The following is a 25,373-nucleotide window of genomic DNA, read 5'->3' as shown; positions in this document are numbered from 1 at the left end:
GCCAGCAGGTTCATACCCACTATGCGCTAGTGATCATAACTATCCGTACGTGCGCATCGATCGGCGCACAGCCGCACAAGGGGGCGCACTGGCCAATATGGTCGGGGCATGACGACCGAGCCTGTCTCCTTCCCCCGACGGCATGCCCGCACCCAGAGGTTCACGTTCGGCGCGCCGCGCGCGTTCGCGGTGGCGCCCGACGGTTCCCGTGTCGTGTTCCTGCGCTCCACCTCCGGTGCGGATCCGGCGAGTTCACTGTGGGTGCTCGACACGATGGACGGCGGGGAGCGCGTGGCGGCCGACCCGCGCGCCCTGCTGGGCGGCGCCTCGGAAGACCTCTCGCCCGAGGAGCGGGCACGGCGCGAGCGCAGCCGTGAGGCCGGCGCCGGCATCGTCGGCCACGCCACCGACAGCGCCGTGGAGTTGGCGTCTTTTGCCTTGTCAGGGCGGCTTTTCACGGCCGAGCTGCGGGCCGGCACAGCACGCGAAATCCGGGTCCCCGGGCCGGTGATCGACCCGCGCCCCTCCCCCGACGGACGGCACATCGCCTACGTCGCGCAGGGCGCCCTGCGGGTGGTGGGCGCCGAGGGCGAGGGCGACCGTGCGCTCGCCGAGCCGGAGGCGGAGGGGGTCACCTACGGGCTCGCCGAGTTCATCGCCGCCGAGGAGATGGCGCGCTACCGGGGCTTTTGGTGGGGTCCGGAGTCGGACCGGCTGCTGGTGGCCCGCGTGGACGACACGCCGGTGCGGCGGTGGTGGATCTCCGATCCCGCACGTCCGGAGCGTGAGCCGCAGCAGGTGGCGTATCCGGCGGCGGGGACCGAGAACGCGGACGTACGGCTGTTCGTGATCGGCCTGGACGGGTTGCGCACGGAGGTGGCGTGGGACCGGGCGCGGTACCCCTATCTGGCACGAGTGCACTGGTCAGCGGCGGGTGCGCCGCTGCTGCTCGTCCAGGCGCGGGACCAGCGCAGCCAGCTGTTCCTGGCCGTGGACCCGGCGACCGGGGCGACCCGGATGGTGCACGCCGACGAAGATCCACAATGGCTGGAACTTTTCCCTGGCGTGCCCTGCTGGAGCCCTTCCGGGCAGCTGGTGCGCATCGCCGACGAGGGCGGCGCGCGGGTGCTCACGGTAGGCGAACGCCCGCTGACGGGACCGCAGTTGCACGTCCGGGCGGTGCTGGACGTCTCCGACGACGACGTGCTCGTCTCGGCATCGGCGGGTGAGGCCGCGACCGATGCCGAGATCGGTGAAGTGCACGTGTACCGAGTGAACGAGCTCGGCGTGGAGCGCGTGTCGCAGGAGCCCGGCGTGCACTCCGCGGTGCGGGCCGGGGGCGTGACCGTGCTGGCATCGCACACCCTCGGCCGGCCCGGGTCCCGGGTCCAGGTCCTGCGTGACGGCAAGCAGACGGCGACGGTGCGGTCGTATGCCGAAGATCCCGGTTTGACCCCGCGCATCACCCTCACCGAAGGGGGCGCACGTCGCATCCCGTGCGCCGTGCTTATGCCTCGGGACTACGCCGGTGACACCCCGCTTCCGGTTTTGCTGGATCCTTACGGGGGACCGCACGCCTCCAGGGTGGTCGCCGCGCACAACGCGTACCTGACCTCGCAGTGGTTCGCCGACCAGGGGTTCGCGGTGGTCGTCGCGGACGGGCGCGGTACGCCGGGGCGCTCGCCCGCGTGGGAGAAGGCGGTCAAGGACGAGATCGCGGCGGTCGTGGTGCAGGACCAGGTCGACGCGCTCCAGGCGCTCGCCGAGCGGTTCCCGCTCGACCTGACCCGCGTGGCCATCCGCGGCTGGTCCTTCGGCGGCTATCTGGCGGGGCTCGCGGTGCTGCGCCGCCCGGACGTCTTCCACGCGGCGGTGGTCGGCGCCCCGGTCACCGATCTGCGCCTGTACGACACCCACTACCAGGAGCGTTACGTCGGGCACCCCGAGGAGCAGCCCGAGGTCTACCGGCGCAACTCGCTGATCGACGACGCCGGCCTGGTGGACCCGGCCGAGCCGGCCCGCCCGATGATGATCGTCCACGGGCTGGCGGACGACAACGTGGTGGTCGCCCACTCACTGCGCCTGTCCTCGGCCCTGCTCGCCGCGGGCCGCCCGCACGAGGTGCTGCCGCTGTCCGGCGTGACCCATATGACTCCGCAGGAAGAGGTCGCGGAGAACCTGCTGCTGCTCCAGCTCGACTTCTTGAAGAGGTCGCTCGGGCTGAACTGACCCCGTGGAACTGACCCCGCGGCCGGGTCAGTTGCTCTGCTCGGCGAGGAAGACCAGGAGCGGAAGACCGACGATCAGGAGGTGGACGACGCCGGTCTTCCAGTAGCGCAGCACCGCGGCGAGGGCGAAGCCGCCGGCGGCCAGCCATGCGGCGAAGACCTGGATGCCGTGCTGCGCGGCGTCCGCCCGCTGGTCGGCGTACTCGTCGAAGCCGGCACCGATACCGGAGAAGACCATGCCGTAGCCGAGGACGATCACGAGCAGGACGTCGAAGATTCCGACGAGGACGGCGAGCAGACCGTCGTGTTCACGTGGTCGGCGAGGTCGACGTTGCATGGACCAAGCCTCGTGCAGGGGCGGGCGGGCGTCCTGAGTATCCGTACTCATCCGCTCGCTCAGGACCAGGCGCCCGCACAGCAACGAGCCGGGGTGACATGGCGCACCCCGGCTCGTTTACGGCACCCGCACGGCCGTACGCTGTTCAGCCTGACGCGTCCGTATATCGGGATCGGGTCGGCTGAGTTGCCTGCGTGTTAACGCAGTTCGTGTGCGTATGTACGGCTATGAGACCGCCTCCGCGAAGTGACAGGCGCAGGCGTGCGCCTCGGGCCCGCTCGCCTCCCTCCAACGCGACGGCACCGCGAGCGGCGGTGCCTCCAGGGCGCACCGTTCCTGCGCCTTCCAGCAGCGGGTGCGGAAGCGGCAGCCGGAGGGGACGTTCGTCGGGGACGGGACGTCGCCCGCGAGGATGATGCGGTCGCGGCGTTCGCGGGCCTCGGGGTCGGGCACGGGGACCGCGGAGAGCAGCGCCTGGGTGTAGGGATGCGTGGGGTGGTCGTAGATCTCCGCGTCCTTGCCGATCTCCACGATCCGGCCGAGGTACATCACCCCGACCCGGTCCGAGATGTGCCGGACGATCGACAGGTCGTGGGCGATGAAGACGTAGGAGAGGTCGAACTCGTTCTGCAGGCGGTCCATCAGGTTGATGACCTGGGCCTGGACCGAGACGTCCAGCGCGGAGACCGGTTCGTCGGCGACGATGACCTCCGGGCGCAGCGCCAGTCCCCGTGCGATGCCGATGCGTTGGCGCTGGCCGCCGGAGAACTGGTGGGGGTAGCGGTTGATGTACTCGGGGTTGAGGCCGACCACGTCCAGCAGGTCCCGCACCCTGCGACGGCGATCGCCCTTCGGGGCCACCTCGGGGTGGATGTCGTACGGCTCGCCGATGATGTCGCCCACCGTCATCCGGGGGTTGAGGGAGGTGTACGGGTCCTGGAACACCATCTGGATGTTGCGGCGTACGGCCTTCAGGGCGCGGCCGGACAGTTTGGTGATGTCCTCGCCCTTGAACTTGATCGAACCGGCCGTCGGGCGCTCCAGGTTGACCAGCATCTTGGCGACGGTGGACTTGCCGCAGCCGGACTCGCCGACGATGCCGAGGGTTTCGCCCTTGCCGAGCTCGAAGTCCACGCCGTCGACGGCCTTCACCGAGCCGACCTGCTTCTTGAACACGATCCCCTGCATGAGCGGGTAGTGCTTGCAGAGCCCGCTGACCTCCAGAATCGGCTCAGCCATTGAGGCACTCCCTCCAGAAGTGGCAGGCGCTGCGGCGGTCCTCGTCCACCTCGTGCAGGGGTGGCTCGTCGGTGCGGCACACGTCCTGGGCCATCGGGCAGCGGGGGTTGAAGGCGCAGCCCGGCGGGATGTTCATGAGGTTGGGGGGCAGGCCCTTGATGGCGTAGAGCTCCTGGCCCTTCTGGTCCAGGCGTGGGATCGACTCCAGCAGGCCTTTGGTGTACGGGTGGGCGGGCGCCTTGTAGATGTCGTGCACCGGCGCCGACTCGACGATCCGGCCCGCGTACATCACGGCGATCCTGTCGGCGACGTCGGCGACCACGCCGAGGTCGTGGGTGATGAGGACGAGGCCCATGTGGTACTCGCGCTGCAGGTCCGCGAGCAGGTCCATGACCTGGGCCTGGACGGTGACGTCCAACGCCGTCGTGGGCTCGTCGGCGATGATGAGGGCGGGTTCGAGGGCCAGGGCCATCGCGATCATGATGCGCTGGCGCATACCGCCGGAGAACTGGTGCGGGTACTGCCGCACGCGCTCCCTGGCGGCCGGGATCCGCACCCGGTCCATCAGCTCGACGGCCTTCGCCCGCGCGTCCTTCTTCGACATCCCCCGGTGCACGACGAACATCTCGCCGAGCTGGTCCCCGACGGTCAGTACGGGGTTCAGCGACGACAGGGCGTCCTGGAAGATCATCGCCATCTCGGCACCGCGGACCTTGCGCCGCTCCTCTTCCCTCAGCTTGAGCAGGTCCCGCCCCTGGAAGAGGATCTCGCCCCCGGTGATCCTCCCGGGCGGCATGTCCAGGATCCCCATCACTGCCTGCGCGGTCACCGACTTCCCGGACCCGGACTCCCCGAGCACGGCGAGCGTCTCCCCCGCGTCCACGCCGTAGTTGACGCCGTTGACGGCTTTGGCGACCCCGTCCCGGGTCCGGAACTCCACCTGCAGATCACGAACTTCGAGCAACATGACGCCGACTCACCTCAGCTTCGGATCGAGGGCGTCGCGCGGATGGCGTCCCGCCGAGTGGAGCGGACTTCAGGAGCGGGCCGGTCCAGCGGCCGGCCGCCATGCATGCGGGGCGTCCCACCACCGCCTTCCCCCACCCACCCTGCGCGGGCAGCACCACCCCGGGAACCGCCCGGACCCGCCCCCACCTCGCGCACCACGAACCCCATGACGCCCTCACCTCAACTTCGGGTCCAGGGCGTCGCGCACCGCGTCGCCCAGCATGATGAAGGCCAGGACCGTGATCGCCAGGGCGCCGGAGGGCCAGAGGAGGGCGTGGGGGGCGTTGCGGATGTAGGGGGAGGCCGCGGAGATGTCGATGCCCCAGGAGACGCTCGGGGGCTTCAGGCCTACGCCGAGGTAGGACAGGGTCGCCTCCAGGGCGATGTACGTGCCGAGTGCGATGGTGGCGACCACGATCACCGGGGCTACGGCGTTGGGCGCGATGTGGCGCAGCAGGAGGCGGGAGTTGGAGGCGCCCAGGGCGCGGGCGGCCTGCACGTAGTCGTGCTGTTTGGCGGTGATGACCGCGCCGCGGGCGATGCGGGAGAGCTGCGGCCAGCCGAGCAGCACGATGAAGCCGATGACCGGCCAGACGGAGTTGCTGGTCACCACCGACAGCAGGACCAGGCCGCCGAGGATGACCGGGATGGCGAAGAAGACGTCGGTGATGCGGGAGAGGACCGAGTCCCACAGGCCGCCGAAGAAGCCGGCGAGCGCGCCCAGGACCGAGCCGAGGACCGCGACCCCGAGCGTGGCGCAGACGCCGACCGTGACGGACGTACGGGCGCCGTGGACCGTGCGCGTATAGACGTCGCAGCCCTGGCCGTCGTAGCCGAAGGGATGGCCGGGCGCGGAGCCCTGCTGGGCCTTGGCGAGGTCGCACTTGAGGGGGCTGCCGGGGGCGATCGCCGAGGGCCAGAAGGAGATGACGAGCAGGAAGAGGATGATCAGGGCCGAGACGATGAAGACGGGGTTGCGGCGCAGGTCGCGCCAGGCGTCGGACCAGAGGCTGCGGGGCCGCCCGGCGGAGGCGGCCGAGGGGTCCGGTACCGGTCCCGGTCCCGGTGCGTGCGGGCTCTTGGCCGACGGATCGACCTGGCTCGCGTTCAGTTCCGTCGCGCCGCCCGTGCCGCTGCCGGCGATCGCCCCCTCGAACTGGAACGGCTGGTCAGGCATAGCGGATCCTCGGGTCGAGTACGGCGTACAGGAGATCGACGACCAGGTTGCAGAGCAGGAAGACGAGGACGAGGACCGTCACGAAGCCGACGACCGTCTGGGTGTTCTGGCGCAGGATGCCCTGATAGAGCTGATAGCCGACGCCGTGGATGTTGAAGATCCGCTCGGTGACGATCGCGCCGCCCATGAGGAACCCGATGTCCGCGCCGATGAAGGTGACGACGGGGATGAGGGAGTTGCGCAGCAGGTGGCGAGTGACGACTCGGTGCCTCGGCAGGCCCTTGGCGATGGCTGTACGGACGTAGTCGGAGCGCCGGTTCTCCGCGATGGACGTACGGGTCAGGCGGGTGACGTACGCCAGGGAGACCGAGGCGAGGACGAGGCCGGGGACGATCAGCTCGTCGAAGGGGGCTTCCGTCGAGACGGAGGGACGGATCCAGTCGCGTTCCACGCCCAGCAGCAGCTGGAGCAGCAGGCCGGTGACGAAGGTGGGGACGGAGATGACGACGAGGGTGAGCAGGAGGACCCCGGTGTCGATGGGGCGTCCGCGGCGCAGGCCGGTGACGACGCCCAGCGTGATCCCGATGAGGACCTCGAAGAGGATCGCCACGACGGTGAGCCGGAAGGTGACCGGGAAGGCCGTCGACATCAGCTCGGTGACCTCCTGACCGTTGAACGCCGTACCGAAGTCCCCGGTGAAGACGTTCCCCATGTAGGTCAGGTACTGCTGCCACACGGGCTGGTCGAGGCCGAACTCCTTCTTCAGCTGGGCAGCCGTCGCCGCGTCGCACTGCCGGTCGCCGCACAGGCCCGCGACGGGGTCGCCCATCACGTTCACCATGAGGAAGATCAGCAGGGTCGACCCGATGAACACCGGGACCATCTGCACCAGGCGCCGGACGACGTACCGCCCCATGACCGGCTCAGCCGACCTTGATCTGGTCGTAGACGGGGACGCTGAACGGGTTCAGGGCCACGTTGGACAGCCGCTCGGACCAGCCGGCGCTGCCGTTCTGGTACCAGAGCGGGATGGCCGCCATGTTGTCCCGGACGACCCGCTCGGCCTTCTGGAACATCTCCACGGCCCGTGCGGGGTCGGTCTCGGCGTTCGCCTCGTCGACGAGCCTGTCGAACTCCTCGTTGGACCACTTGCCGTCGTTGGAGGAGGCGTCGGTGTAGTAGAGCGGCTGGAGGAAGTTCTGGGTAAGGGGGTAGTCCATCTGCCAGCCCGCCCGGAAGGGCCCGGAGAGCTTCTGGGTGGTGCTCTTGCTTCGGAAGTCGGCGAAGGTGCCGATCGGGTTGCCCACGCAGGCCCGGTCGTTGTCCAGGGCGTTGTTGATGGAGTTGCAGACGGCGTCCACCCACAGCTTGTGGGAGCCGGTGTCCGCGTTGTACGTGATCTTCACCTGGTCGCCGGGCAGCCCGCCGCCCTCCTTGATCAGCTTCTTCGCCGCGGCGGCGTCGTACTGGCACCACTCACCGCACAGCCCCTCCTTGTAGCCGCCGTCCGCGCCGAGGACGGGTGAGGTCCAGTCGGTGGCGGGGGTGCGGGTCTTCTGGAAGATGGTCTCGGTGATCTGCTTGCGGTTGATCGCCCGGGACAGCCCCTTGCGGACCTTGACCGAGCCGGCCTTGTTCCAGTTCTTGTCGTAGAAGGGGAAGGCGAGCGTCTGGATGATGCCGGCGGGGGTGTTGAGGTAGCGGTCGCCGAGGTCGTTCGTGACGTTCTTCAGCTGCTGTGCCGGTACGTCGTCGACGAGGTCGAGGTTGCCGGCCATCAGGTCGGTGTAGGCCGTGTTGTTGTCCGTGTAGACCTTGAGGGTGACACCGCCGTTGCGCGCCGCGTCCTCGCCCGGGTAGGCGTCCCACTTCGTCAGGCGCATCTCGGAGCCCTTGGTGTACGACTCCACGGCGTACGGGCCGTTGCCGACCGGCTTGGCCAGCCAGCCGTCGTGGTCGTCGTAGAACGCCCGGGGCAGCGGGACGAAGGCGTTGTAGCCGAGGGTGTCGGGGAAGCTCGAGAACTTCTGGCTGAGCCTGACCGTGAAGGTCCTCTCGCCCGTGACCTTCAGCCCGGACATCGTCTCGGCGCCCTGCTCGCCCTTGGCCGGGTGGACCTTGTCGTAGCCCTCGATGTAGCTGAAGAAGTAGGCGTTCTTCTGGTTGTTCCTCAGGCTCGCCCCGTAGTTCCAGGCGTCCACGAAGGACTTGGCGGTGACCTTCTCGCCGTCGCTGAAGGTCCAGCCGTCCTTGACGGTGACGGTGTAGTTCCGCGAGTCGGAGGTCTCGATCTTCTCGGCGAGCATGTCCTCGGCCTCGCCGGTCTTCGGGTCGTACTGCTTCAGCCCGCGGAAGATCATGGAGAGCACCTTGCCGCCCTGCACCTCGTTGGTGTTGGCCGGCTCCAGCGGGTTCTGCGGATCGGTCCACGAGGAGCTGAGCACCGCGCCGCCGTCACCGCCGCCGTCACCACCGCTGTCACCTCCGCCTCCGCAGGCCGTCGCCGCGAGTGCGACCGCCACCGCGCATGCGGCCCATCCGGCGTTCGTGGCTCCACGCATGGGTGCCTCCTCTGGTACTGATCCATTACGGGTCAATATCGAGCCAAAGGGCACATATCGCACACGGGATCCGGCCAATGGAGCAACGCGCCATCCGGATGCGCGCACCCGTGAGACATCCGCGCGAGCGACGAAACGGACTTCTCCACCCCGGGCCGATGGATCTCCCCTGCGCCACGCAATGGATCTTCACGTACCGATGCAGAACCGTTGGATTACGACCCCTCGATGTACGCATTTCGGCACTGGACCGTCCGCATAACGAACTCATTGCCCGATTAGTCCAGTTGGTCCGAGTCAAGGCACGACTCGATTACGTTGCGCTACCCGCGTAGCTACGGAATGGTAAAGGCAGGGTAAAAAACGTAAAGAGACAACCAACTCGCCCGAGAATTTATTGACCTTGAATGAATTGCGTTGAAAAAGTCCGGCGTAGCCCGTAGGGGAGCGTGCCCTGCGGAGTCATCAGACCCTCCCTTGGGCCAGGAGCACCATGACCCCCCCAACTCCATCAGCGGCTGCCCCGCTTGAGGTGACCGACGAGAGCGCCGAGAAGTCGATCACTTCTCCCGCCCCCTCGGCCAACGAGAGCAAGTCCCCGGGACAGCTGGCTTGGCGACGCTTCAAGCGGGACCGCACGGGCGTCGCTGCCGCGTGCATCGTGATCTTCTTCTTCGTGATCGCGTTGTGTGCGCCTCTGATAGCCAATCTGTACGGGAAGGACCCGTACACGACGTACGGGATCAACACCCCGGGCCTGCTGGGTGACAACGGGTACCCGGTGGGACCGAACGGCGGCATCAGCAGCGAGTTCTGGTTCGGCATCGAGCCCCAGCTCGGCCGGGACCTGTTCACCTTCCTGCTCTACGGGATCCGCAACTCCCTGCTCATCGCCACGGCCATCACACTCTTCGTGGTGATCATCGGCGTGACGCTCGGAGTCACCGCCGGCTACCTGGGCGGCAAGACGGACTGGCTGATCGGCCGGGTCATCGACATCCTGCTGGCGTTCCCGTCGCAGCTGTTCTTCGTGGCCTTCACTCCCGTGGTGCTCGCCCTGTTCGTGTCCGCCGACGAGAACACACCGGTCTGGCTCACCGTCGTCTGCCTCGTCGGCCTGCTCACCGCCTTCGGCTGGGCCTCCATCGCCCGACTTCTGCGCGGCCAGGTACTGGCCCTGCGCGAGCGGGAGTTCGTCGAAGCGGCCAAGGTCACGGGTGCGTCTCCGGCGCGCATCATCTTCAAGGAGCTGCTGCCCAATCTCTGGACGCCCATCCTGATCCAAGCGACCCTCAGCGTGCCGGCGATGGTGACCACGGAGGCGGGCCTTGCCTTCCTCGGCGTGGGTATCCAGGACCCGACCCCCGACTGGGGCGTCATGATCGGCGCGGCCGCCAAGGTCTACCAGGACGACATCACCTTCCTGCTCTTCCCCGGCGTGTCCATGGTGATCTTCGTCCTGGCGTTCAACCTCCTCGGTGACTCCGTGCGCGACGCACTCGACCCGAAGACCAAGCGCTGACTCCGGCTCATTTCAGGACCTCGGCGAAGGTGCCGAGGTGCCGGATCTCTCTCATCACTCTCATTTCGAAGGCAGGATGCGATGTCCTTCTCGCGTAGAAACTTCCTGATAGCCACCAGCGTCGTGGCGGCGTCGAGCTCCGTGCTCACCGCGTGCAGCAGCGGCGACACCACCAACAACAGCGGTGGCGGCGGCAAGCAGGATGCGGCCAAGGCCGACGCGACCGTCGTCAAGATCGGCACCGCCGAGGACTCCAAGGGCCCGGCCCCGGAGGTCTCCGGCGCGAAGAAGGGCGGGACGGTCTACCTGCTCAACGACGACGACTTCTCGCACCTCGACCCGCAGCGCATCTACTACGCCTGGAACTCGCTCGCGGCGATGGTGCTCTCCCGCACCCTGACCGGCTACAAGATCGCCGACGACGGCTCCATGACCCTGGTCGGTGACCTCGCCACCGACACGGGCACCATGAAGGACAACGGCAAGACCTGGTCCTTCACCCTGAAGGACGGCGTCAAGTGGGAGGACGGCTCCGACGTCACCGTCGACGACGTCCGCCACGGCATCGAGCGCTGCTTCGCCAACTTCGTCACCGAGGGCGCCTTCTACGTCCAGACCTGGCTGACCGGCTCGGCGGAGTACCGCAAGTCGTACCCGGGCCCGTACGGCGGCAAGCACCTGAAGTCGATCGAGACCAGCGGGAAGACCATCACCTTCCACCTCTCCGAGGCGCGTCCCGACTTCAACTACGTGGTCGCGATGCACTCCTACGCGCCGACCCCGGTGAAGAAGGACACCAAGCAGGACTACGACAAGAAGCCTGTCTCCAACGGTCCTTACAAGATCAAGACGCACGTCACCGACAAGTCGATGACGCTGGTCCGCAACGAGAACTGGGACCCGGCCACGGACCCGATCCGCAACGCCTACCCGGACCAGTTCGACTTCACCTTCGGCATCGAGCAGCTGACGGCGATCGACCGTCTGCTGGCCGACGCCGGCAAGGACCAGTACGCCACCAGCTGGCGCACCATCCCGCAGGAGCGCATCCAGAAGGCGCAGACCGAGGCCAAGGACCGGGTCTTCTCGGAGCTGGGCAGCGGCGTGAGCTGCTACTGGATCAACACCTCCCGCGTCAAGGACAAGTCCGTCCGTGAGGCCCTCATCAAGGCCTGGCCGACCGCCGCGATCCGCCAGCTTCAGGGTGGCGCGGTCCGCGGTGACTACGCGACCGGCATCATGAGCCCGCTCGTGGCCGGTTACGAGTCGCAGGACGTCTGGGGCAAGCTGAAGAACCCGGCGGGCGACCCGAAGGCCGCGAAGGAGCTCCTGAAGAAGGCCGGCAAGTCCGGTTACAAGGTCGTCTACGCCTACCAGAACGACCCGACCCAGGCGAAGATCAAGGTCGTCGTCGAGAACGCCCTGAAGGCGGCCGGCTTCGAGGTCGTCACCAAGGGCATCGACTCCACCACCTGGTACGACCAGGTCGGCAAGCTCGACAACCAGTACGACGTCTACTGGGGTGGCTGGTCCTCCGACTGGCCGACCGGTTACTCGGTGTTCCAGCCGCTGTTCGACAGCAAGAACGTCGTCGACCAGGGCCAGAACTACTCGCACCTGAAGGACTCGGCCGTCGACGCCGCGATCAAGGCCGCGACCGCCGAGACCGACCAGGAGAAGGCCAACAAGATGTGGGCCGCCCTGGACAAGCAGGTCACCGAGACCGGCGCGTTCATCCCCGACGTGTACATGCGCCGCATCTACATGCACGGCTCCAAGCTCGGCAACGTCAAGATGGACCCGAACTTCGACGGCAGCATGCTCTACAAGATGTACGTCAAGTCCTGATCCACACCTGAGAGGTGGGGCGGCGCCACGGTGCCGCCCCACCCTCGGCTCGTCCACCGTGGCCCCCGGAAACCCCGGTCCGGCCCCTCCTTACGACGGCCCTCCCAGGAAAGCCACTCCCCATGCTTCGCTTTCTCGTCCGCCGGCTCCTCGGCGCCGTGATCACGCTGTTGATCATCAGCTCGGTCACGTTCATGCTCTTCTACGCGGTGCCGCGCGACCCGGCCCGGATCGCCTGCGGCAAGCTCTGCACCCCGGAGACGCTGGAGCTGATCCGCCACAACATGGGGATCGCGGACCCGATGCCGGTTCAGTTCTGGCACTGGCTCAGCGGCATCTTCCTCGGCCGGGAGTACCCGGGCTTCGGCAACTGCGAAGCGCCGTGCCTCGGCTACTCCTTCGTCAACCGCGAGCCTGTCCTGGGCACCATCCTCGACCGGTTCCCGACGACGTTCTCCCTGTTCATCGGTTCGTCCGTGGTGTTCCTGGTCTTCGGCGTCGGCGCCGGCATGCTGGCCGCCCGCAAGCAGGGCAAGGCCACCGACAAGATCGCCAGCAGCGCCTCGCTGGTCGCCTCGTCCATGCAGATCTACTTCGTGGGCACCCTGGCCCTGTACCTCTTCGTGTACCAGTGGCAGATCCTCGACCAGCCCGGATACACACCGTTCTCGGAGAACCCGGGCGAATGGTTCGCCGGACTGCTGCTGCCCTGGCTGATCCTGGCGCTGATCTTCACCGCGAACTACACCCGTATGACGCGCTCCCAGATGGTCGAGCAACTCAACGAGGACTACGTCCGCACTGCCCGGGCCAAGGGCCTGTCCGGCCCGAACGTGTTCTTCCGGTTCGCCTGGCGCGGCGCCATGGGCCCGATCGTCACCATCTTCGGCATCGACATGGGCGTCCTCCTCGGCGGCGGCATGATCACCGAGAAGACCTTCAGCATCCAGGGCATCGGCCTGCTCGCCGTCAAGTCCGCGACCAACAACGACCTGCCCATGCTGCTCGGCGTCATGGTGGTCACGGCCAGCTTCGTCGTCCTCGCCAACATCGTCGTCGACGCGTGCTACGCCCTCATCGACCCGCGTATCAGGCTCGCCTGACCCCCGCCCCCACCAGCTACCCCGCATCACCCCTCACTGGAGCGTCCCCGTGACGAGCACCGATCAGCAGCCCTTCCTCTCCATCAAGGACTTGAAGGTGCACTTCTCGACCGAGGACGGCACCGTCAAGGCCGTCGACGGTCTGTCCTTCGACCTCGTACGCGGCAAGACGCTGGGCATCGTGGGCGAGTCCGGGTCCGGCAAGTCGGTCACCAACCTGACCATCCTGGGCCTGCACAACCCGGACAGCACCACGGTCGAGGGCTCGATCACCCTGGACGGCGAAGAGCTGAACGGCGCCTCGGAGAAGAAGCTGGAGAAGCTCCGCGGCAACAAGATGTCGATGATCTTCCAGGACGCGCTGACCTCGCTGTCGCCGTACCACACCATCGGCAAGCAGATCGGCGAGACGTACCGCAAGCACACGGGCTGCTCCAAGAAGGCGGCCCGGGACCGGGCGATCGAGATGCTGCGGCGGGTCGGCATTCCGCAGCCCGAGGTCCGCGTCGACGACTACCCGCACCAGTTCTCCGGCGGTATGCGCCAGCGCGCGATGATCGCGATGGCGCTGGTCTGCGACCCGGAGCTGCTGATCGCCGACGAGCCGACCACGGCCCTCGACGTGACCGTCCAGGCCCAGATCATGGACCTTCTGAAGGACCTCCAGAAGGAGTTCGGCACGGCGATCATCTTCATCACGCACGACCTCGGTGTCATCGCCGACATCGCGGACGACGTGCTGGTGATGTACGGCGGCCGGTGCGTGGAGCGCGGTTCGAAGAAGGAGGTGCTGCGCGACCCGCAGCACCCCTACACCTGGGGCCTGCTCAGCTCCATGCCGAGCCTGGACCACCCGGTCGATGTGCCGCTGAACCCGATCCCGGGCTCGCCGCCGTCGCTGCTGAACCCGCCGTCGGGCTGCCGTTTCCACCCGCGGTGCGCCTTCGCCGAGAAGGTCGACGGAGGCCTGTGCTCGTCGGAGCGTCCGCTGCTGGAGATCGTCGACGGACGCGGCTCCGCCTGCCACCTCACCGCCGAACAGCGCGGCGAGTACTTCTCCGACCTGGCCGGCAGCGCCGCCAACTGACGTACAAGAGACGGGATTTCACCACCATGAGCAGCACCACTCCCCTCCTGGACGTCTCCGGGCTGACCAAACACTTCCCGATCAAGGGCGGTTTTCCGATCCGCCGCACGGTCGGCCACGTCCAGGCCGTCGACGGCCTGGACTTCCAGGTCGGCGAGGGCGAGAGCCTCGGCCTGGTCGGCGAGTCCGGCTGCGGCAAGTCGACGACGGGCCGCCTGATCACGCGCCTCCTGGAGCCGACGGCCGGCAAGATCTCGTACCAGGGCAAGGACATCACGCACGCCAACCGCAAGCAGTTGGCGCCGGTCCGCTCCGAGATCCAGATGATCTTCCAGGACCCGTACGCCTCGCTGAACCCGCGGCACACGGTCGGCAAGATCATCGCCGGCCCGATGGAGATCAACGACATCAACCCGGCCGGCGGCCGCGAGAAGCGCGTCCGTGAGCTGCTGGAGATCGTCGGTCTCAACCCGGAGCACTACAACCGCTTCCCGCACGAGTTCTCGGGCGGCCAGCGCCAGCGCATCGGCGTCGCCCGTGCCCTGGCCCTGGAGCCGAAGCTGATCGTGGCGGACGAGCCTGTCTCGGCCCTCGACGTCTCGATCCAGGCGCAGGTCGTGAACCTGCTGCAGAAGGTGCAGCAGGAGCTGGGCATCGCCTTCGTCTTCATCGCCCACGACCTGGCGGTGGTACGCCACTTCTCGCAGCGGGTCGCCGTGATGTACCTCGGCAAGATCGTCGAGATTGCCGACCGCGACGACCTGTACGGCAACCCGCGCCACCCCTACACCCGGGCGCTGCTGTCCGCCGTGCCCGAGGCGACGGTGGACGAGACCCCCGCCCGCGAGCGCATCCGGCTCCAGGGCGACGTGCCGTCCCCGATCAACCCGCCCTCCGGCTGCCGCTTCCGCACCCGCTGCTGGAAGGCGACGGAGAAGTGCGCGACCGAGGCCCCGCCGCTGGTCCAGGTCGAGGGCAACAAGCCCGGCCACCTGACCGCCTGCCACTACCCGGAGACGGTGGACACGGTCCCCGCGCAGCGCCTCTCCAAGGACCCCCAGCCGGCGGTCTGACACTCACCCTTTCCGTCAGGAACGAGGGCCCGCGCCTCCCCGGCGCGGGCCCTCGCCTTTCCCGGGGCCGGTCACCCGAGGTCGCGCCCCAGGAAGGGGAACAACGGCGTCTGCTCACGGACGCCGGCCAGGGCGAGGACGGTCCCCGCCCTGCCTCCCCAAAGGCCGAATCCGGTGGCTATCGGGTCCAGCGAACGCACCAATTTCTCGTGCAGCTCACGCAGTTCGTCGGCCCCGAACCGGATGGCCGCCCTGACGACGACGGCCATGCCGCCCGTTCCGTCGAGCCCGGGCCCGACCCGCCTGGCCCGGTCCAGCGCCCGCAGGTCACGGCCCAGCTCGGCGGCTGCCCAGGCCACGGGGCCGGGTCTCCTGTGACACGGTGGAGGTGTACGTGAAGCAGGGCGGGCCGGTGCGACCGTGCAGGAGTCCTACCCGGCGAGCGTGGCCCGGCCCTTGCTCCATGCGGGCCGCGAGGTCGACGGCGACGTCGAGCCAGCGTGCGTCATCGGTCACCTGATGGTGGAAGAGTGCGGCCAGTGCCAGGCCTGAACGGCCCGTGGCGAAGGAGTCCGTGCCCCCGAGTGCGTCGAGAGTGTGACCGAGGCCGGCGAGGCCGCCGGTGAAGCCGGGTCCGTCACCGGACTCGCCGGCCTTGACTCGGTCGACCAGCCATCGGACGTGGTCGGCGGGTACCTCGTGACCGGTGCGGGAAAGGGCCCACAGGGTGCCCGCGGCGCCGAAGGCGAAGGTGGCCAGGTGACGGTGCACCCGTTCCGTGTGGGCAGGTTCTCGGGGCTGAGCCAGGCGAGGATCGAGTCGACGAACTCAGTGGGTACCTGGAAGTCGCGCACCATCTGGTCCACCAACTGCCGTACAGGTGTTCGGGCGCCCGGAACCCCAGACTGCCCAGGGTTTGCGCCGATCCAAACGACTCAAAGGCGCTGGATCCGCAACGCGGGCGATCGACCCCGCGGATACTGAAGCCCATGGTGACCCGAGTAGCCGTACTCTCCGACATTCACGCCGTGCTGCCCGCCGTCGAAGCCGTCCTCGCGGAGCCCGAGGTCGCGGCCGCGGACCTGATCGTGCTGAGCGGAGACATCGCGTGCGGTCCGCAGCCCGTCCAGGTCATGGATCTGCTCACCGGCCTGGGCGACCGCGCGGCCTGGATCCGGGGCAACGCCGACCGTGAACTCGTCGAGTACCGGCGTGGGTTGCGTACGTCGATCCCCGACCCCATCGGCCCGTCGGCCGCCGAGAGCCTGCGCGAGGATCAGGTCGACTTCCTGGAGCGGCTGCCGACGTCTCTCACGTTCCCGGTGGAGGGGCTCGGCGAGGTGCTGTTCTGCCATGCGACGCCGCGGGACGACGAGGAGGTCGTGCTCGCCGATTCCGGCGCCGAGCGGTGGGCGGAGGTCTTCGCCGATGTCGACCCCGCCGTCACCACCGTCGTGTGCGGCCACACCCATATGCCGTTCACCCGGCTCGCCGCCGGCCGGCTCGTGGTGAACCCAGGCAGCGTCGGCATGCCGTACGGCAGGATCGGGGCCCACTGGGCGCTGCTCGGGCCGGGTGTCGAGCTGCGGCGCACACTGCTGGACGTGCCGGCCGCGGCCGCGCGTATCGCCGCGGACTCGACGTTCGGGCAGGCCGCGGAGTGGGCCGATTACGTCCTCAATGCCCGGGCCACCGAGGAGGAGGCCTTCGCGATCTTCGCGCCGCGTGACGGTCGCGAAGGCTGACAGCGACGCGACCAGTCAGAGCAACTCCCCTGTCCCGCAGATAGGTTGGGGCGATGGGCCTTCACCTGCGCGGCACCCTCCTCCCCGACGGCACCACCCGCGATCTGTGGATCCTCGGCGACCGCATCACCTTCGACCGCCCGTCGGTCGTCGAGGCGGAGACGGTGGCCGACGGTGGCTACCTCCTCCCGGGCCTGGTCGACGTGCACACGCACCCCGGGTCCCCGTCCGAGGACGAACCCGCCTTCGCCCCCGACGCCTTCGCCGAGCAGATCGCCGCACACCGGGACGCCGGGACGACCGCGTTGCGGTTCCCGGGGCTACTCGGCGAGATCCCGGACGGGCTGCGCGAGGCGCCCCGCATGATCACTGCCGGGCGCTGGCTGGCCTGGGCGGGGCTGTCCAAGAGTGCCGACTTCCACACCGTCACCGATGACCTCGTGGCCGCAGCCGTCGCGGAGGCCAAGGCCCACGACGGCTGGTGCAAGCTCATGGGCGACTGGGACTTCGAGGCGGACCCGGTGCCGTACGACATCCTGCGCGCCGTGACCGACGCGGTGCACGCGGCCGGGGGGCGGGTCGCCGCGCACTGTCAGTCGGCGCGAGGTGTGCTCAACGCCGCTCGTGCCGGGATCGACTCGATCGAGCACGGGATGGGGATGCCGCAGGAGTGCGTCGAGCTGATGGCCGGCCACGGGACCGTCTACGTCCCCACCCTCACCGCCTTCGCCCGCAGCGCACCCCGCATCAAGGACAACCCCCGCGGCCGCCTCTGGCACGAAGGCCACCGCATCATGATCCGCCGGGTCCGCGAGGCCCACGACGCCGGCGTCACCGTCCTCGCCGGCACCGACTCGGCCCCCTTCGGCAACGTCGCCACCGAGGTCGAGCACCTCATCGCCGCCGGTCTGCCCGCCGACGTGGCGGTGGGCGCGGCGAGCTGGGCGGCCCGCGACTTCCTGGGGCTGCCGGGGCTGGTCGAGGGCGGGCTCGCGGACGTCACCGTGTACGACGCGGATCCGCGACGGGAGCCGGGGGTGCTGCGGCATCCGCGGCGCATCGTGCTGCGGGGACGGGTCGTGCGCTGAGAGGTACTGCGAGAGCGGGTCGACGAGCAGATGTGCGCTGAGAGGTGCGAAATGGCCGTCGATGGTGGGCATTTGTGGCACACTCCACCGAATGGTCGATCGGTCGTTCGCGGATCTCTCGCTCGCCGCGTTGTACGACACCCTGAACCCGTGGGGGCCGGGTGACGACTTCTACCTCGGGCTCGTGATGTCCGCCGAGTCGGTGCTCGATGTCGGTTGCGGTACGGGGCGGTTGCTGCGGCGGGCCAGTGCGGAGGGCCACCGCGGGCGGCTCGTGGGGCTCGATCCGGCCGCCGCCATGCTCGTACAGGCCCGGCGGCACGGTGGCGGCGTCGAGTGGGTGCTCGGGGATCTGCTCACCCGGGACTGGGGCGGGCGGTTCGACCTGGCCGTGATGACCGGGCACGTGTTTCAGGTACTCGTCCGCGACGAGGAGTTGCTCACGGCGTTGCGGGCGGTGCGCGAGGCGCTGCGCGTCGGCGGGCGGTTCGTGTTCGAGACACGGAATCCGGCCGCACGGGCCTGGGAGGCGTGGACGCCGGACCGGGTGCGCCGGGTCACCGACGCGGACGGCCGCGTCGTACGCGTGTGGCACGAGGTCGAAGGGCCCGTCGTGGGAGACCGGGTGACCTTCGCCGAGACATACGCCTGCGACACGTGGCCCGAGCCCGTCGTCAGCCGCACCACCCTCCGCTTCCACGGCCCCGACGCCCTGTCCGCCTTCCTCCACGAAGCCGGTCTCACCGTCGTCGAACAGTACGGGGACTGGCGGCGTGCCCCACTCACCCCCACCGCCCCCGAGATCATCACGGTGGCCCGGCGAGCGTCCTGGTGAGCACGTTCATGGCATGTCGAGCTCGGGCAGCCACCACTCGGCGCCCTTGCCGTACGCGAGTGGCAGGCGCCGTATGGCGAGGAGGCCTTGCGTGAGCGCGTCCAGAGACATGCCCCGGAAGAAGACGACGACCTAGTCGTCCGACTCCTCCAACGCCGCCAGCGCAGGATCCAGCACGATGTCCTCGTCCCGCCCCTCGATCGTCGGCTCCTCCGGGAAGTGGCAGGCCGTCAAGTGGCCCGCACGGTTGCCGGAGATCTGGATCAGCGGCGGTTCCTCGGCCGCGCACTTGTCCTGCGCCTTCCAGCAGCGGGTGCGGAAACGGCAGCCGGAGGGCGGGGAGATGGGCGAGGGCACGTCACCGGCCAGGCGGATCCGCTCCCGCTGGGGCACGTCCTCGCCGTCCTCGCCGTCCTCTGGGTCCTCGCCTCCCACGTTCACCTCGGGTACGGCGGACAGCAGGGCGTGGGTGTAGGGGTGCCGGGGGCGGGTGTAGATCGAGTCGCGGTCGCCGACCTCGATCACCTTGCCGAGGTACATGACCGCCACGCGCTGCGAGAAGTGGCGTACCACCGCCAGGTCGTGGGCGATGAACAGGAAGGCGATGCCCAGCTCCTGCTGCACCTTCTGGAGCAGGTTCACCACCTGCGCCTGGATCGAGACGTCGAGGGCCGACACCGGCTCGTCCGCCACGATCAGCTTCGGTTCCAGCGCCAACGCCCTCGCGACGCCGATGCGTTGACGCTGGCCACCGGAGAACTCGTGCGGGAAGCGGTTGTAGTGCTCCGGGTTCAGGCCGACGATCTCCAGCAGTTCACGGACGCGCTTCTCGCGGCCGCCCTCCGGCTCCAGCCCGTTGATCTCCATCGGACCCGAGATGATCTTGCCGACCGTCTGGCGCGGGTTCAGCGAGGAGTACGGGTCCTGGAAGATCATCTGGATCTCGGAGCGGATCGGCGCCAGCTGCCTGCGCGTGGCATGCGTGATGTCCTTGCCCCGGTACGAGATCCTGCCGCCCGTCGGCTCCAGGAGCTTGGTGATCAGCCGTCCGGTCGTCGACTTGCCGCAGCCCGACTCTCCCACCAGGCCGAAGCTCTCGCCGACGTGCACGGTCAGGTCGATGCCGTCCACCGCCTGCACCTGGCCGACGGTCCGCCGGATCGGGAAGCCGCCCTTGACCGGAAAGTGCTTGACGAGCTTCTCCACCACCAGCAGCGGTTCGCCGGGGGCGTCGCCGGCGGCCTCGCGGGGTGCGGGGAGGACGAGGTCCTCTGTCATAGCCGTAGTCCTCCTCAGACGGGGCTGATCGGGGCCGATCGGGAGCTGATCGGGGGCTGATCGGGGGCGCTAGCGCAGTCGGGGCTTGATCTCTTCGATGAAGATGGTCCGCTTCTGCTCCGCCGTCAGATGGCAGGCCGAGGAGCGGTCCGGGCCGAGCAACGGGATCTCGGTGACACAGCGGGCGCCGCCTACGCGGTCCTGGAAGGTGCAGCGAGGGTGGAAGCGGCAGCCGGAGGGCGGGTGGAGCAGGGACGGCGGGGTGCCGGGGATGGGGGCCAGCGGGGCGTGCGGGTCCGAGTCCAGGCGGGGCATCGAGTTCAACAGGCCCCAGGTGTACGGGTGTTGCGGTGCTCTCAGCACCTCGCGCACCGTGCCGCGCTCCACCGCGCCGCCCGCGTACATCACCATGATGTCGTCGGCCATGTCGGCGATCACCCCGAGGTCGTGCGTGATGAAGATGATGGCCGAGCCGAACTCCTGCTGCAGGTCCTTCAGCAGGTCCAGGATCTGGGCCTGGACCGTGACGTCCAGGGCGGTGGTCGGCTCGTCGGCGATCAGCAGGTCGGGGTCACAGACCAGCGCCATCGCGATCATCGCGCGCTGGCGCATACCGCCGGAGAACTGGTGGGGGTAGTCCTTGGCCCGCTGCCCCGGGTTGGGGATGCCCACCTTCCCCAGCATCTCCACCGCCCGCTCCCAGGCGGCCTTCTTCGAGGCACGCATGTGCTTCATGTACGGCTCGGCGATCTGCCGGCCCACCGTGTAGTACGGCGACAGGGCGGTGAGCGGGTCCTGGAAGATCATGGCGACCTTGTTGCCGCGCAGCCTCTCCAGCTCGGACTCGCGGGCGGTGGTCAACTCCTGGCCCTCCAGGAGGATCTCGCCCTCGACGGTGGTGAACATCGGGTTGTGCAGCCCGAGGATCGTCAGGTTCGTCACCGACTTCCCCGAACCCGACTCGCCCACGATCCCCAGCGTCCTGCCGCGCTCCAGGTCGAAGGAGAGCCCGTCCACGGCCCGTACGACGCCGTCCTCGGTCTTGAAGCTGACGTGCAGGTCCCGCACCGAGAGGAACGCGTCCGCGTCGGCCGGGACGGGGGCGCCGGCTTCCTTGGTCACAGTGGTCACGTCAGTGCTCCTCCGACAGGTCCTCTGGAAAGGGTTCCCCGGTGCGGCCTAGGCCAGCCGCACGCGCGGGTCGATGAAGGCGTACGCGGCGTCGACGACGATGTTGCAGAGCAGGATCATGGTGGCGGAGAACAGCATCACGCCCAGCAGCAGCGGCAGATCGCTGAAGAACACCGACTCCACCGCCAGCCGGCCGAGACCCGGAAGTCCGAAGGTGTACTCCGTGATGATGGCACCGCCGAGCAGCGATCCGAGGTCGATGCCGAAAATGGTGACGATGGGGATCAGCGAGCCGCGCCAGGCGTAGCGGAAGAAGACGTACCGGCGGGTCATGCCCTTGGCGCGGGCGGTGCGGACGTGCTCCTCCTGGAGTTGCTCGATCATCGACGAGCGCGCCATTCGGGTGTACTGCGAGGCGAAGATCGTGGAGAGCACCACCCAGGGCAGGAGCAGGCCGGTGAACCAGGCCACCGGGTCGGCGGTGAACTCGTTGTAGGCGGGCTTGTCGAGGACATGGGTCTGGTAGACGAGGATCGCCAGGGCCAGCGGGCCGAGGAAGTAGATCTGCATCGAGCTGATCACCATGGCGCCGGCCGTGAAGGTCTTGTCGACGATCGTGCCCCGCTTCCAGGCGGCGATCAGGCCGGTGCCCAGGCCGATGACCAGGAAGCAGACGGCCCCGCCGAGGGTGAGCGAGACGGTGGTGGGCAGGCGGTCCATCAGGGTGCCCCAGACCTGTTCGTTGGAGTGGTACGAGTACCCGAAACAGGGGGCGGGGCACGGCCCTTGGGCGAAGTCGTCGCTGCCCATGACGAGGTTGTGCAGGAAGATCCAGTACTGCTCGGGGATCGGCTTGTCGAGGCCGAGCACATGGTGCAGGTTCTCGAGGTTGGCCGGTGTGCACGTCTTGCCGCACATCAGCAGCGCCGGGTCACGCGGCATCCCGAAGAACAGCAGGAACGCGACGATGCTCAGCAGGAAGAGGATGACCACGGTGCCGAGGAACCGGCGGATCAGGAAGCGCAGCATGGCAGAGGCAGCTCTCAGCGGGCCGGAGGGCATCCGGCGCGCACCGTCTCGGGCGCGCCGGATGCCGGGCGGGCGGGGTTACTTGACGTACAGGCGGCGCGGGTCGACGCCGCCGACGACGTCGTCGTAGACGAGGCCGCCGATCTTGGATCCGGCGATCTGGGTCTGCTTGAAGTAGCCGGTCGGGACGACGTTGATGACGTCCTTCACGAGGTACTCGCCGAGCTTCCCCCACTCGGCCGCGGCCTTGGCCGGGTCGGTGATGGTGCTGATGCGGTCGATCTCGCTGTTGACCTTGGGGTCGTTGACCTGCGAGTAGTTCTGCGCGCCGTCGGCGATCACCCGGCCGTCGAAGCACGGCGGGATGACGGTCGAGGCGGAGGGCCAGTCGGCGCCCCAGTTGCTGTTGAAGATGTCGTAGGTGTTGTTGAGCTTGCTGACCTGGTCGTAGTACGACTCGGACGGGACCTCCTGGCGCTGGACGTCGAACCCGGCCTTCTCCAGGCCCGCCGCCATCGCGGTGGAGTACGCCTGGCCTTCCTGGGAGTTGATGTAGCCGAAGGTCAGCTTCATGCCGACCTTGCCGGCCTCCTCGAGGATCTTCTTTGCCTTGGCGGGGTCACCGGCGGGCTTCTTCTTCCTGCCCCAGGGGTCGAAGGAGGGGTCGTAGCCGCTGACGGTCGGGCTGATGATGCCGCCCGGGATCTCCATCGCCGCGCTGCCGCCGTAGGCCCGCTGGAACGGCGAGACCGGCAGGGCGTAGGCGATGGCCTGGCGGACCTTCTTGTCCTGCATCGCCTTGTGGCTGAGGTTGATGTTCAGCTGGCCCACGTAGGGCTGGTAGCCGATGACCGTGCGGGACTTCATCTTCGGGTCGTTCAGGACCTTCGACAGGTTGCCCGCGTCGACCGAGTTCTGCCAGCTGACGGAGGTCTGGTCGGCGCCGCTGTCGGCCAGGAGCGCCTTGGTGGAGTCCTCGTACTGCTGGTTGAAGGTGATGTTGAACCGGTCGACGTACTGGTGGCGGATCGGGTCCGTCGCCGGGTCCCACTCGGTGTTCTTCACCAGCACCATCGACTTGCCGGACTTGAAGGACTGGATCTTGTACGGCCCGGTCACCACCGGTGCCTTGTCGTACTTCTCCTTGGTGTCGCCCTTCTGGGAGACGACCGCGTAGCCCGCCATGGCCAGCGCGTACGGCAGGTCGGGGCGCGGCTTCTTGAACTTGAAGACGACGGTTTTGGCGTCCGGTGTCTGAAGGATGCTGTCCGGCAGGTGCTTGCCCTTGAACGGGCCGTCCGGCAGCAGCTTGCGGTAGTCGGTGCCCGGGGTGTCGGCCAGCCACTGCTGGAGGTACGGCGGGCCCTGGTTGATGAAGGGCGCGAAGAGCCGCTCGACGGAGTGCCGGATGTCCGCGGAGGTGATCGGGGAGCCGTCCTGGAACTTGATGCCGTCCTTGAGCGTGTACTTCCAGGTCTTGCCGCCGTCCGTGGTGGTGCCGGAGTCGGTGGCGAGGTCGCCGACGATCTCGTGCTTGCTGCCGTCGTTGCTGGTCGCCTTGTAGCCGGTGAGCCCGCGGTGCAGCAGCAGGGCGACCTGCATCTCGTTGAACACATAGATCTGGGCCGGGTCGAGGTGGGCGTAACTGTCGCGGGCGGGCACCGCGATGGTGCCGCCGGACTTGGCGCCCGGGACCTCGGCGGCGGGGCCCTTGGAGGCGGCGGCGTCACCGAACTTGATCAGCGCCTTCTGCCGCTCGGCGTTCTCCTGCTGCTCCTTGTCGTTGCCGCCGCCCTTGCTGCCGCCCGAGCTGCACCCGGTCAGCACGAGTGCCGCGGCCGCGAGCACCGAGACCACGGCGTGTACGTGGCGTCCGCTCCTGCTCATCACTCGGTTTCCACCCATCTGTCGTCACCAGTGCGAAGGAACCCAGACCTTGTAGGTCAACTGGTCAGCTGGCCAGCTTGGGTCAGCGCGCCGTCTTGGGGTCGAAGGCGTCCCTGACGGAGTCCCCGAGCAGGTTGAACGCCACGATGAAGACGATCATCGAGATGCCGGGGAAGAACATGTACGTGATGTCGTTCTGCATCACGAGCTCGGTGGACGCCTTGGCGAACATCTGCCCCCAGTCCGGCGTCGGTTCGACGATGCCCACGCCGAGGAAGGACAGACCGGCCTCGGCGGTCACGAAGTTGGGGAGCATGTAGGTGCCCTGCACGAGGATCGGCGTGACCACGTTCGGCAGGATCTCCTTGCGGATGATCCGCCCCGGCGGGGCGCCGCTGACTTTGGCCGCCTCGATGAACTCCCGCTCTCTCAGGGCGAGTGTGGTGCCCCTGAGGATCCGCCCGAGACTCATCCAGCCGAGGAACCACTGCACGAGGATGAGGGCGACGACCCGGACGTAGACCGGGGTCTCGTCGCGCGGGCTGACGAAGAGTGAGACGACCACCGGCATGCTGGCGATGAAGAACAGCTGGGCCGGGAAGGCGAGGAGGAAGTCGATGCCCCGGCTGATCCAGTAGTCGGCCCTGCCGCCGAGGTAGCCGGCGGTGACGCCGAGGAGGATCCCGGTGAGGACCGTCGCGAGGGTGACGGCGACGGAGATCATCAGCGAGGTGCGGATGCCGTAGAGGAGTTTGGTGAAGACGTCGTAGCCGTTGCCGGGTTCGAGGCCGAACCAGAACTCGCCGCTGATGCCGCCGTTGGGCTGCACGGGGACGCCCGCGCTGTCGAAGAGTTCGGGGCGTTCGTCGGCGTAGACCGTGTACGGGTCCTTGCCGTAGAGCTTGGAGATGACCGGGGCCGCCAACCCGATCAGGAAGAAGAACAGGACGACGTAGGCCGAGATCACGCCGGTGCGGTCGCGTTTGAAGCGGATCCACATCAGCTGGCCGGGTGACCGGCCGACTAAGTGCTCCGCCTCGGTCTTCGCTGGTGGCTGTGGTTCGCCGTCCGCGACGACCGGGGTCCCTCCGCCCTCAACGCCGATAGGACTTGTCACAGTTCGTCCGTTTCACAGGTGTGGGTGTACAGACGTCTGGCCCGAGCTTGCCGCTAACTATCTGCCATGAGCCAACCACC

At 68.3% G+C, this 25,373-nt stretch carries 22 protein-coding genes; 9 read left to right on the top strand and 13 right to left on the bottom strand.

Going from position 1 to position 25,373, the window contains the following annotated elements:
- Positions 1-108: 108 nt before the first annotated feature.
- Positions 109-2,229, top strand: coding sequence for a S9 family peptidase (locus PBV52_RS31765; protein ID WP_274242996.1), 2,121 nt, complete (start codon positions 109-111; stop codon positions 2,227-2,229).
- 27 nt (positions 2,230-2,256) lie between these two features.
- Here the strand turns inward: PBV52_RS31765 and PBV52_RS31760 are convergent, their stop codons facing one another.
- The 6 genes from PBV52_RS31760 to PBV52_RS31735 all read right to left on the bottom strand — a co-directional run bounded on the left by PBV52_RS31760 (position 2,257) and on the right by PBV52_RS31735 (position 8,550).
- Complete coding sequence (locus tag PBV52_RS31760; protein WP_274242994.1) at positions 2,257-2,565, bottom strand: hypothetical protein; 309 nt, start codon at positions 2,563-2,565, stop codon at positions 2,257-2,259.
- A 225-nt stretch (positions 2,566-2,790) separates the two neighbouring features.
- Complete coding sequence (locus PBV52_RS31755; RefSeq protein WP_274242993.1) at positions 2,791-3,804, bottom strand: ABC transporter ATP-binding protein; 1,014 nt, start codon at positions 3,802-3,804, stop codon at positions 2,791-2,793.
- The gene (locus tag PBV52_RS31750) at positions 3,797-4,771 is read right to left on the bottom strand and encodes an ABC transporter ATP-binding protein (protein ID WP_274242991.1); all 975 of its coding nucleotides are present in this window, start codon (positions 4,769-4,771) and stop codon (positions 3,797-3,799) included. Before PBV52_RS31750 ends, PBV52_RS31755 begins: the two co-directional genes overlap by 8 nt.
- Before the next feature lie 216 nt (positions 4,772-4,987).
- Complete coding sequence (locus PBV52_RS31745; protein WP_274242990.1) at positions 4,988-5,989, bottom strand: ABC transporter permease; 1,002 nt, start codon at positions 5,987-5,989, stop codon at positions 4,988-4,990.
- The gene (locus tag PBV52_RS31740) at positions 5,982-6,905 is read right to left on the bottom strand and encodes an ABC transporter permease (protein ID WP_274242988.1); all 924 of its coding nucleotides are present in this window, start codon (positions 6,903-6,905) and stop codon (positions 5,982-5,984) included. Before PBV52_RS31740 ends, PBV52_RS31745 begins: the two co-directional genes overlap by 8 nt.
- A gap of 7 nt (positions 6,906-6,912) precedes the next feature.
- On the bottom strand, positions 6,913-8,550 hold the full coding sequence (locus tag PBV52_RS31735) for an ABC transporter substrate-binding protein (protein WP_274242987.1): 1,638 nt from the start codon (positions 8,548-8,550) through the stop codon (positions 6,913-6,915).
- 493 nt (positions 8,551-9,043) lie between these two features.
- Here PBV52_RS31735 and PBV52_RS31730 point away from each other — a divergent pair, with 493 nt between their 5' ends.
- From PBV52_RS31730 to PBV52_RS31710, 5 genes are all read left to right on the top strand, one after another.
- Complete coding sequence (locus tag PBV52_RS31730) at positions 9,044-10,072, top strand: ABC transporter permease (protein ID WP_274242986.1); 1,029 nt, start codon at positions 9,044-9,046, stop codon at positions 10,070-10,072.
- An 81-nt stretch (positions 10,073-10,153) separates the two neighbouring features.
- Complete coding sequence (locus PBV52_RS31725) at positions 10,154-11,920, top strand: ABC transporter substrate-binding protein (RefSeq protein WP_274242984.1); 1,767 nt, start codon at positions 10,154-10,156, stop codon at positions 11,918-11,920.
- Positions 11,921-12,042: 122 nt separating this feature from the next.
- The gene (locus tag PBV52_RS31720) at positions 12,043-13,023 is read left to right on the top strand and encodes an ABC transporter permease (RefSeq protein WP_274242982.1); all 981 of its coding nucleotides are present in this window, start codon (positions 12,043-12,045) and stop codon (positions 13,021-13,023) included.
- Positions 13,024-13,072: 49 nt separating this feature from the next.
- On the top strand, positions 13,073-14,110 hold the full coding sequence (locus PBV52_RS31715; RefSeq protein ID WP_274242980.1) for an ABC transporter ATP-binding protein: 1,038 nt from the start codon (positions 13,073-13,075) through the stop codon (positions 14,108-14,110).
- Positions 14,111-14,136: 26 nt separating this feature from the next.
- Positions 14,137-15,183 (top strand): ABC transporter ATP-binding protein, encoded by a 1,047-nt coding sequence (locus PBV52_RS31710; protein WP_274242978.1) that lies wholly within the window; start codon positions 14,137-14,139, stop codon positions 15,181-15,183.
- 71 nt (positions 15,184-15,254) lie between these two features.
- Here the strand turns inward: PBV52_RS31710 and PBV52_RS31705 are convergent, their stop codons facing one another.
- Positions 15,255-15,542 carry a hypothetical protein gene (locus PBV52_RS31705; RefSeq protein WP_274242977.1) on the bottom strand — a complete coding sequence of 96 codons (288 nt, stop codon included), beginning with the start codon at positions 15,540-15,542 and terminating at the stop codon, positions 15,255-15,257.
- The gene (locus PBV52_RS31700; protein WP_274242975.1) at positions 15,511-15,954 is read right to left on the bottom strand and encodes a hypothetical protein; all 444 of its coding nucleotides are present in this window, start codon (positions 15,952-15,954) and stop codon (positions 15,511-15,513) included. Before PBV52_RS31700 ends, PBV52_RS31705 begins: the two co-directional genes overlap by 32 nt.
- 218 nt (positions 15,955-16,172) lie before the next feature.
- Between PBV52_RS31700 and PBV52_RS31695 the strand changes: the two genes are divergently transcribed.
- The 3 genes from PBV52_RS31695 (at position 16,173) to PBV52_RS31685 (ending at position 18,851) form a co-directional block, all read left to right on the top strand.
- Positions 16,173-16,928, top strand: coding sequence for a metallophosphoesterase (locus PBV52_RS31695; protein WP_274242973.1), 756 nt, complete (start codon positions 16,173-16,175; stop codon positions 16,926-16,928).
- Between the two features lie 53 nt (positions 16,929-16,981).
- Positions 16,982-18,016 carry an amidohydrolase family protein gene (locus PBV52_RS31690; RefSeq protein WP_274242972.1) on the top strand — a complete coding sequence of 345 codons (1,035 nt, stop codon included), beginning with the start codon at positions 16,982-16,984 and terminating at the stop codon, positions 18,014-18,016.
- A 91-nt stretch (positions 18,017-18,107) separates the two neighbouring features.
- Positions 18,108-18,851, top strand: a complete 744-nt coding sequence (locus PBV52_RS31685; RefSeq protein WP_274242971.1) for a class I SAM-dependent methyltransferase — start codon at positions 18,108-18,110, stop codon at positions 18,849-18,851.
- Between the two features lie 132 nt (positions 18,852-18,983).
- Here PBV52_RS31685 and PBV52_RS31680 read toward each other — a convergent pair whose 3' ends face one another.
- From PBV52_RS31680 to PBV52_RS31660, 5 genes are all read right to left on the bottom strand, one after another.
- Positions 18,984-20,129 carry an ABC transporter ATP-binding protein gene (locus PBV52_RS31680; protein ID WP_274242970.1) on the bottom strand — a complete coding sequence of 382 codons (1,146 nt, stop codon included), beginning with the start codon at positions 20,127-20,129 and terminating at the stop codon, positions 18,984-18,986.
- 69 nt (positions 20,130-20,198) lie between these two features.
- Entirely contained in the window at positions 20,199-21,260 is a 1,062-nt protein-coding gene (locus PBV52_RS31675; RefSeq protein ID WP_274242968.1) for an ABC transporter ATP-binding protein, read from the bottom strand.
- 48 nt (positions 21,261-21,308) lie between these two features.
- A complete protein-coding gene (locus PBV52_RS31670; RefSeq protein WP_274242966.1) occupies positions 21,309-22,289 on the bottom strand; it encodes an ABC transporter permease in 981 nt (326 codons plus the stop codon).
- Positions 22,290-22,367: 78 nt separating this feature from the next.
- Positions 22,368-24,176, bottom strand: a complete 1,809-nt coding sequence (locus PBV52_RS31665) for an ABC transporter substrate-binding protein (RefSeq protein WP_274242964.1) — start codon at positions 24,174-24,176, stop codon at positions 22,368-22,370.
- A gap of 82 nt (positions 24,177-24,258) precedes the next feature.
- Complete coding sequence (locus tag PBV52_RS31660) at positions 24,259-25,293, bottom strand: ABC transporter permease (RefSeq protein ID WP_274242963.1); 1,035 nt, start codon at positions 25,291-25,293, stop codon at positions 24,259-24,261.
- Between the last annotated feature and the right edge of the window lie 80 nt (positions 25,294-25,373).

It is taken from the genome of Streptomyces sp. T12 (assembly GCF_028736035.1).
In the GTDB taxonomy this organism is placed as follows: Bacteria; Actinomycetota; Actinomycetes; order Streptomycetales; family Streptomycetaceae; genus Streptomyces.
Note: the sequence above shows the minus strand (reverse complement) of the source record. Positions and strands in the feature narration are given on the sequence as shown.

Bases quoted from the DNA above. Each gene is read 5' to 3' on its own strand.
- PBV52_RS31765 (WP_274242996.1), top strand. From the start codon at position 109: ATGACGACCGAGCCTGTCTCCTTCCCCCGACGGCATGCCCGCACCCAG.
- PBV52_RS31760 (WP_274242994.1), bottom strand. From the start codon at position 2,565: ATGCAACGTCGACCTCGCCGACCACGTGAACACGACGGTCTGCTCGCC.
- PBV52_RS31755 (WP_274242993.1), bottom strand. From the start codon at position 3,804: ATGGCTGAGCCGATTCTGGAGGTCAGCGGGCTCTGCAAGCACTACCCG.
- PBV52_RS31750 (WP_274242991.1), bottom strand. From the start codon at position 4,771: ATGTTGCTCGAAGTTCGTGATCTGCAGGTGGAGTTCCGGACCCGGGAC.
- PBV52_RS31745 (WP_274242990.1), bottom strand. From the start codon at position 5,989: ATGCCTGACCAGCCGTTCCAGTTCGAGGGGGCGATCGCCGGCAGCGGC.
- PBV52_RS31740 (WP_274242988.1), bottom strand. From the start codon at position 6,905: ATGGGGCGGTACGTCGTCCGGCGCCTGGTGCAGATGGTCCCGGTGTTC.
- PBV52_RS31735 (WP_274242987.1), bottom strand. From the start codon at position 8,550: ATGCGTGGAGCCACGAACGCCGGATGGGCCGCATGCGCGGTGGCGGTC.
- PBV52_RS31730 (WP_274242986.1), top strand. From the start codon at position 9,044: ATGACCCCCCCAACTCCATCAGCGGCTGCCCCGCTTGAGGTGACCGAC.
- PBV52_RS31725 (WP_274242984.1), top strand. From the start codon at position 10,154: ATGTCCTTCTCGCGTAGAAACTTCCTGATAGCCACCAGCGTCGTGGCG.
- PBV52_RS31720 (WP_274242982.1), top strand. From the start codon at position 12,043: ATGCTTCGCTTTCTCGTCCGCCGGCTCCTCGGCGCCGTGATCACGCTG.
- PBV52_RS31710 (WP_274242978.1), top strand. From the start codon at position 14,137: ATGAGCAGCACCACTCCCCTCCTGGACGTCTCCGGGCTGACCAAACAC.
- PBV52_RS31695 (WP_274242973.1), top strand. From the start codon at position 16,173: ATGGTGACCCGAGTAGCCGTACTCTCCGACATTCACGCCGTGCTGCCC.
- PBV52_RS31690 (WP_274242972.1), top strand. From the start codon at position 16,982: ATGGGCCTTCACCTGCGCGGCACCCTCCTCCCCGACGGCACCACCCGC.
- PBV52_RS31685 (WP_274242971.1), top strand. From the start codon at position 18,108: ATGGTCGATCGGTCGTTCGCGGATCTCTCGCTCGCCGCGTTGTACGAC.
- PBV52_RS31680 (WP_274242970.1), bottom strand. From the start codon at position 20,129: ATGACAGAGGACCTCGTCCTCCCCGCACCCCGCGAGGCCGCCGGCGAC.
- PBV52_RS31670 (WP_274242966.1), bottom strand. From the start codon at position 22,289: ATGCTGCGCTTCCTGATCCGCCGGTTCCTCGGCACCGTGGTCATCCTC.
- PBV52_RS31665 (WP_274242964.1), bottom strand. From the start codon at position 24,176: ATGAGCAGGAGCGGACGCCACGTACACGCCGTGGTCTCGGTGCTCGCG.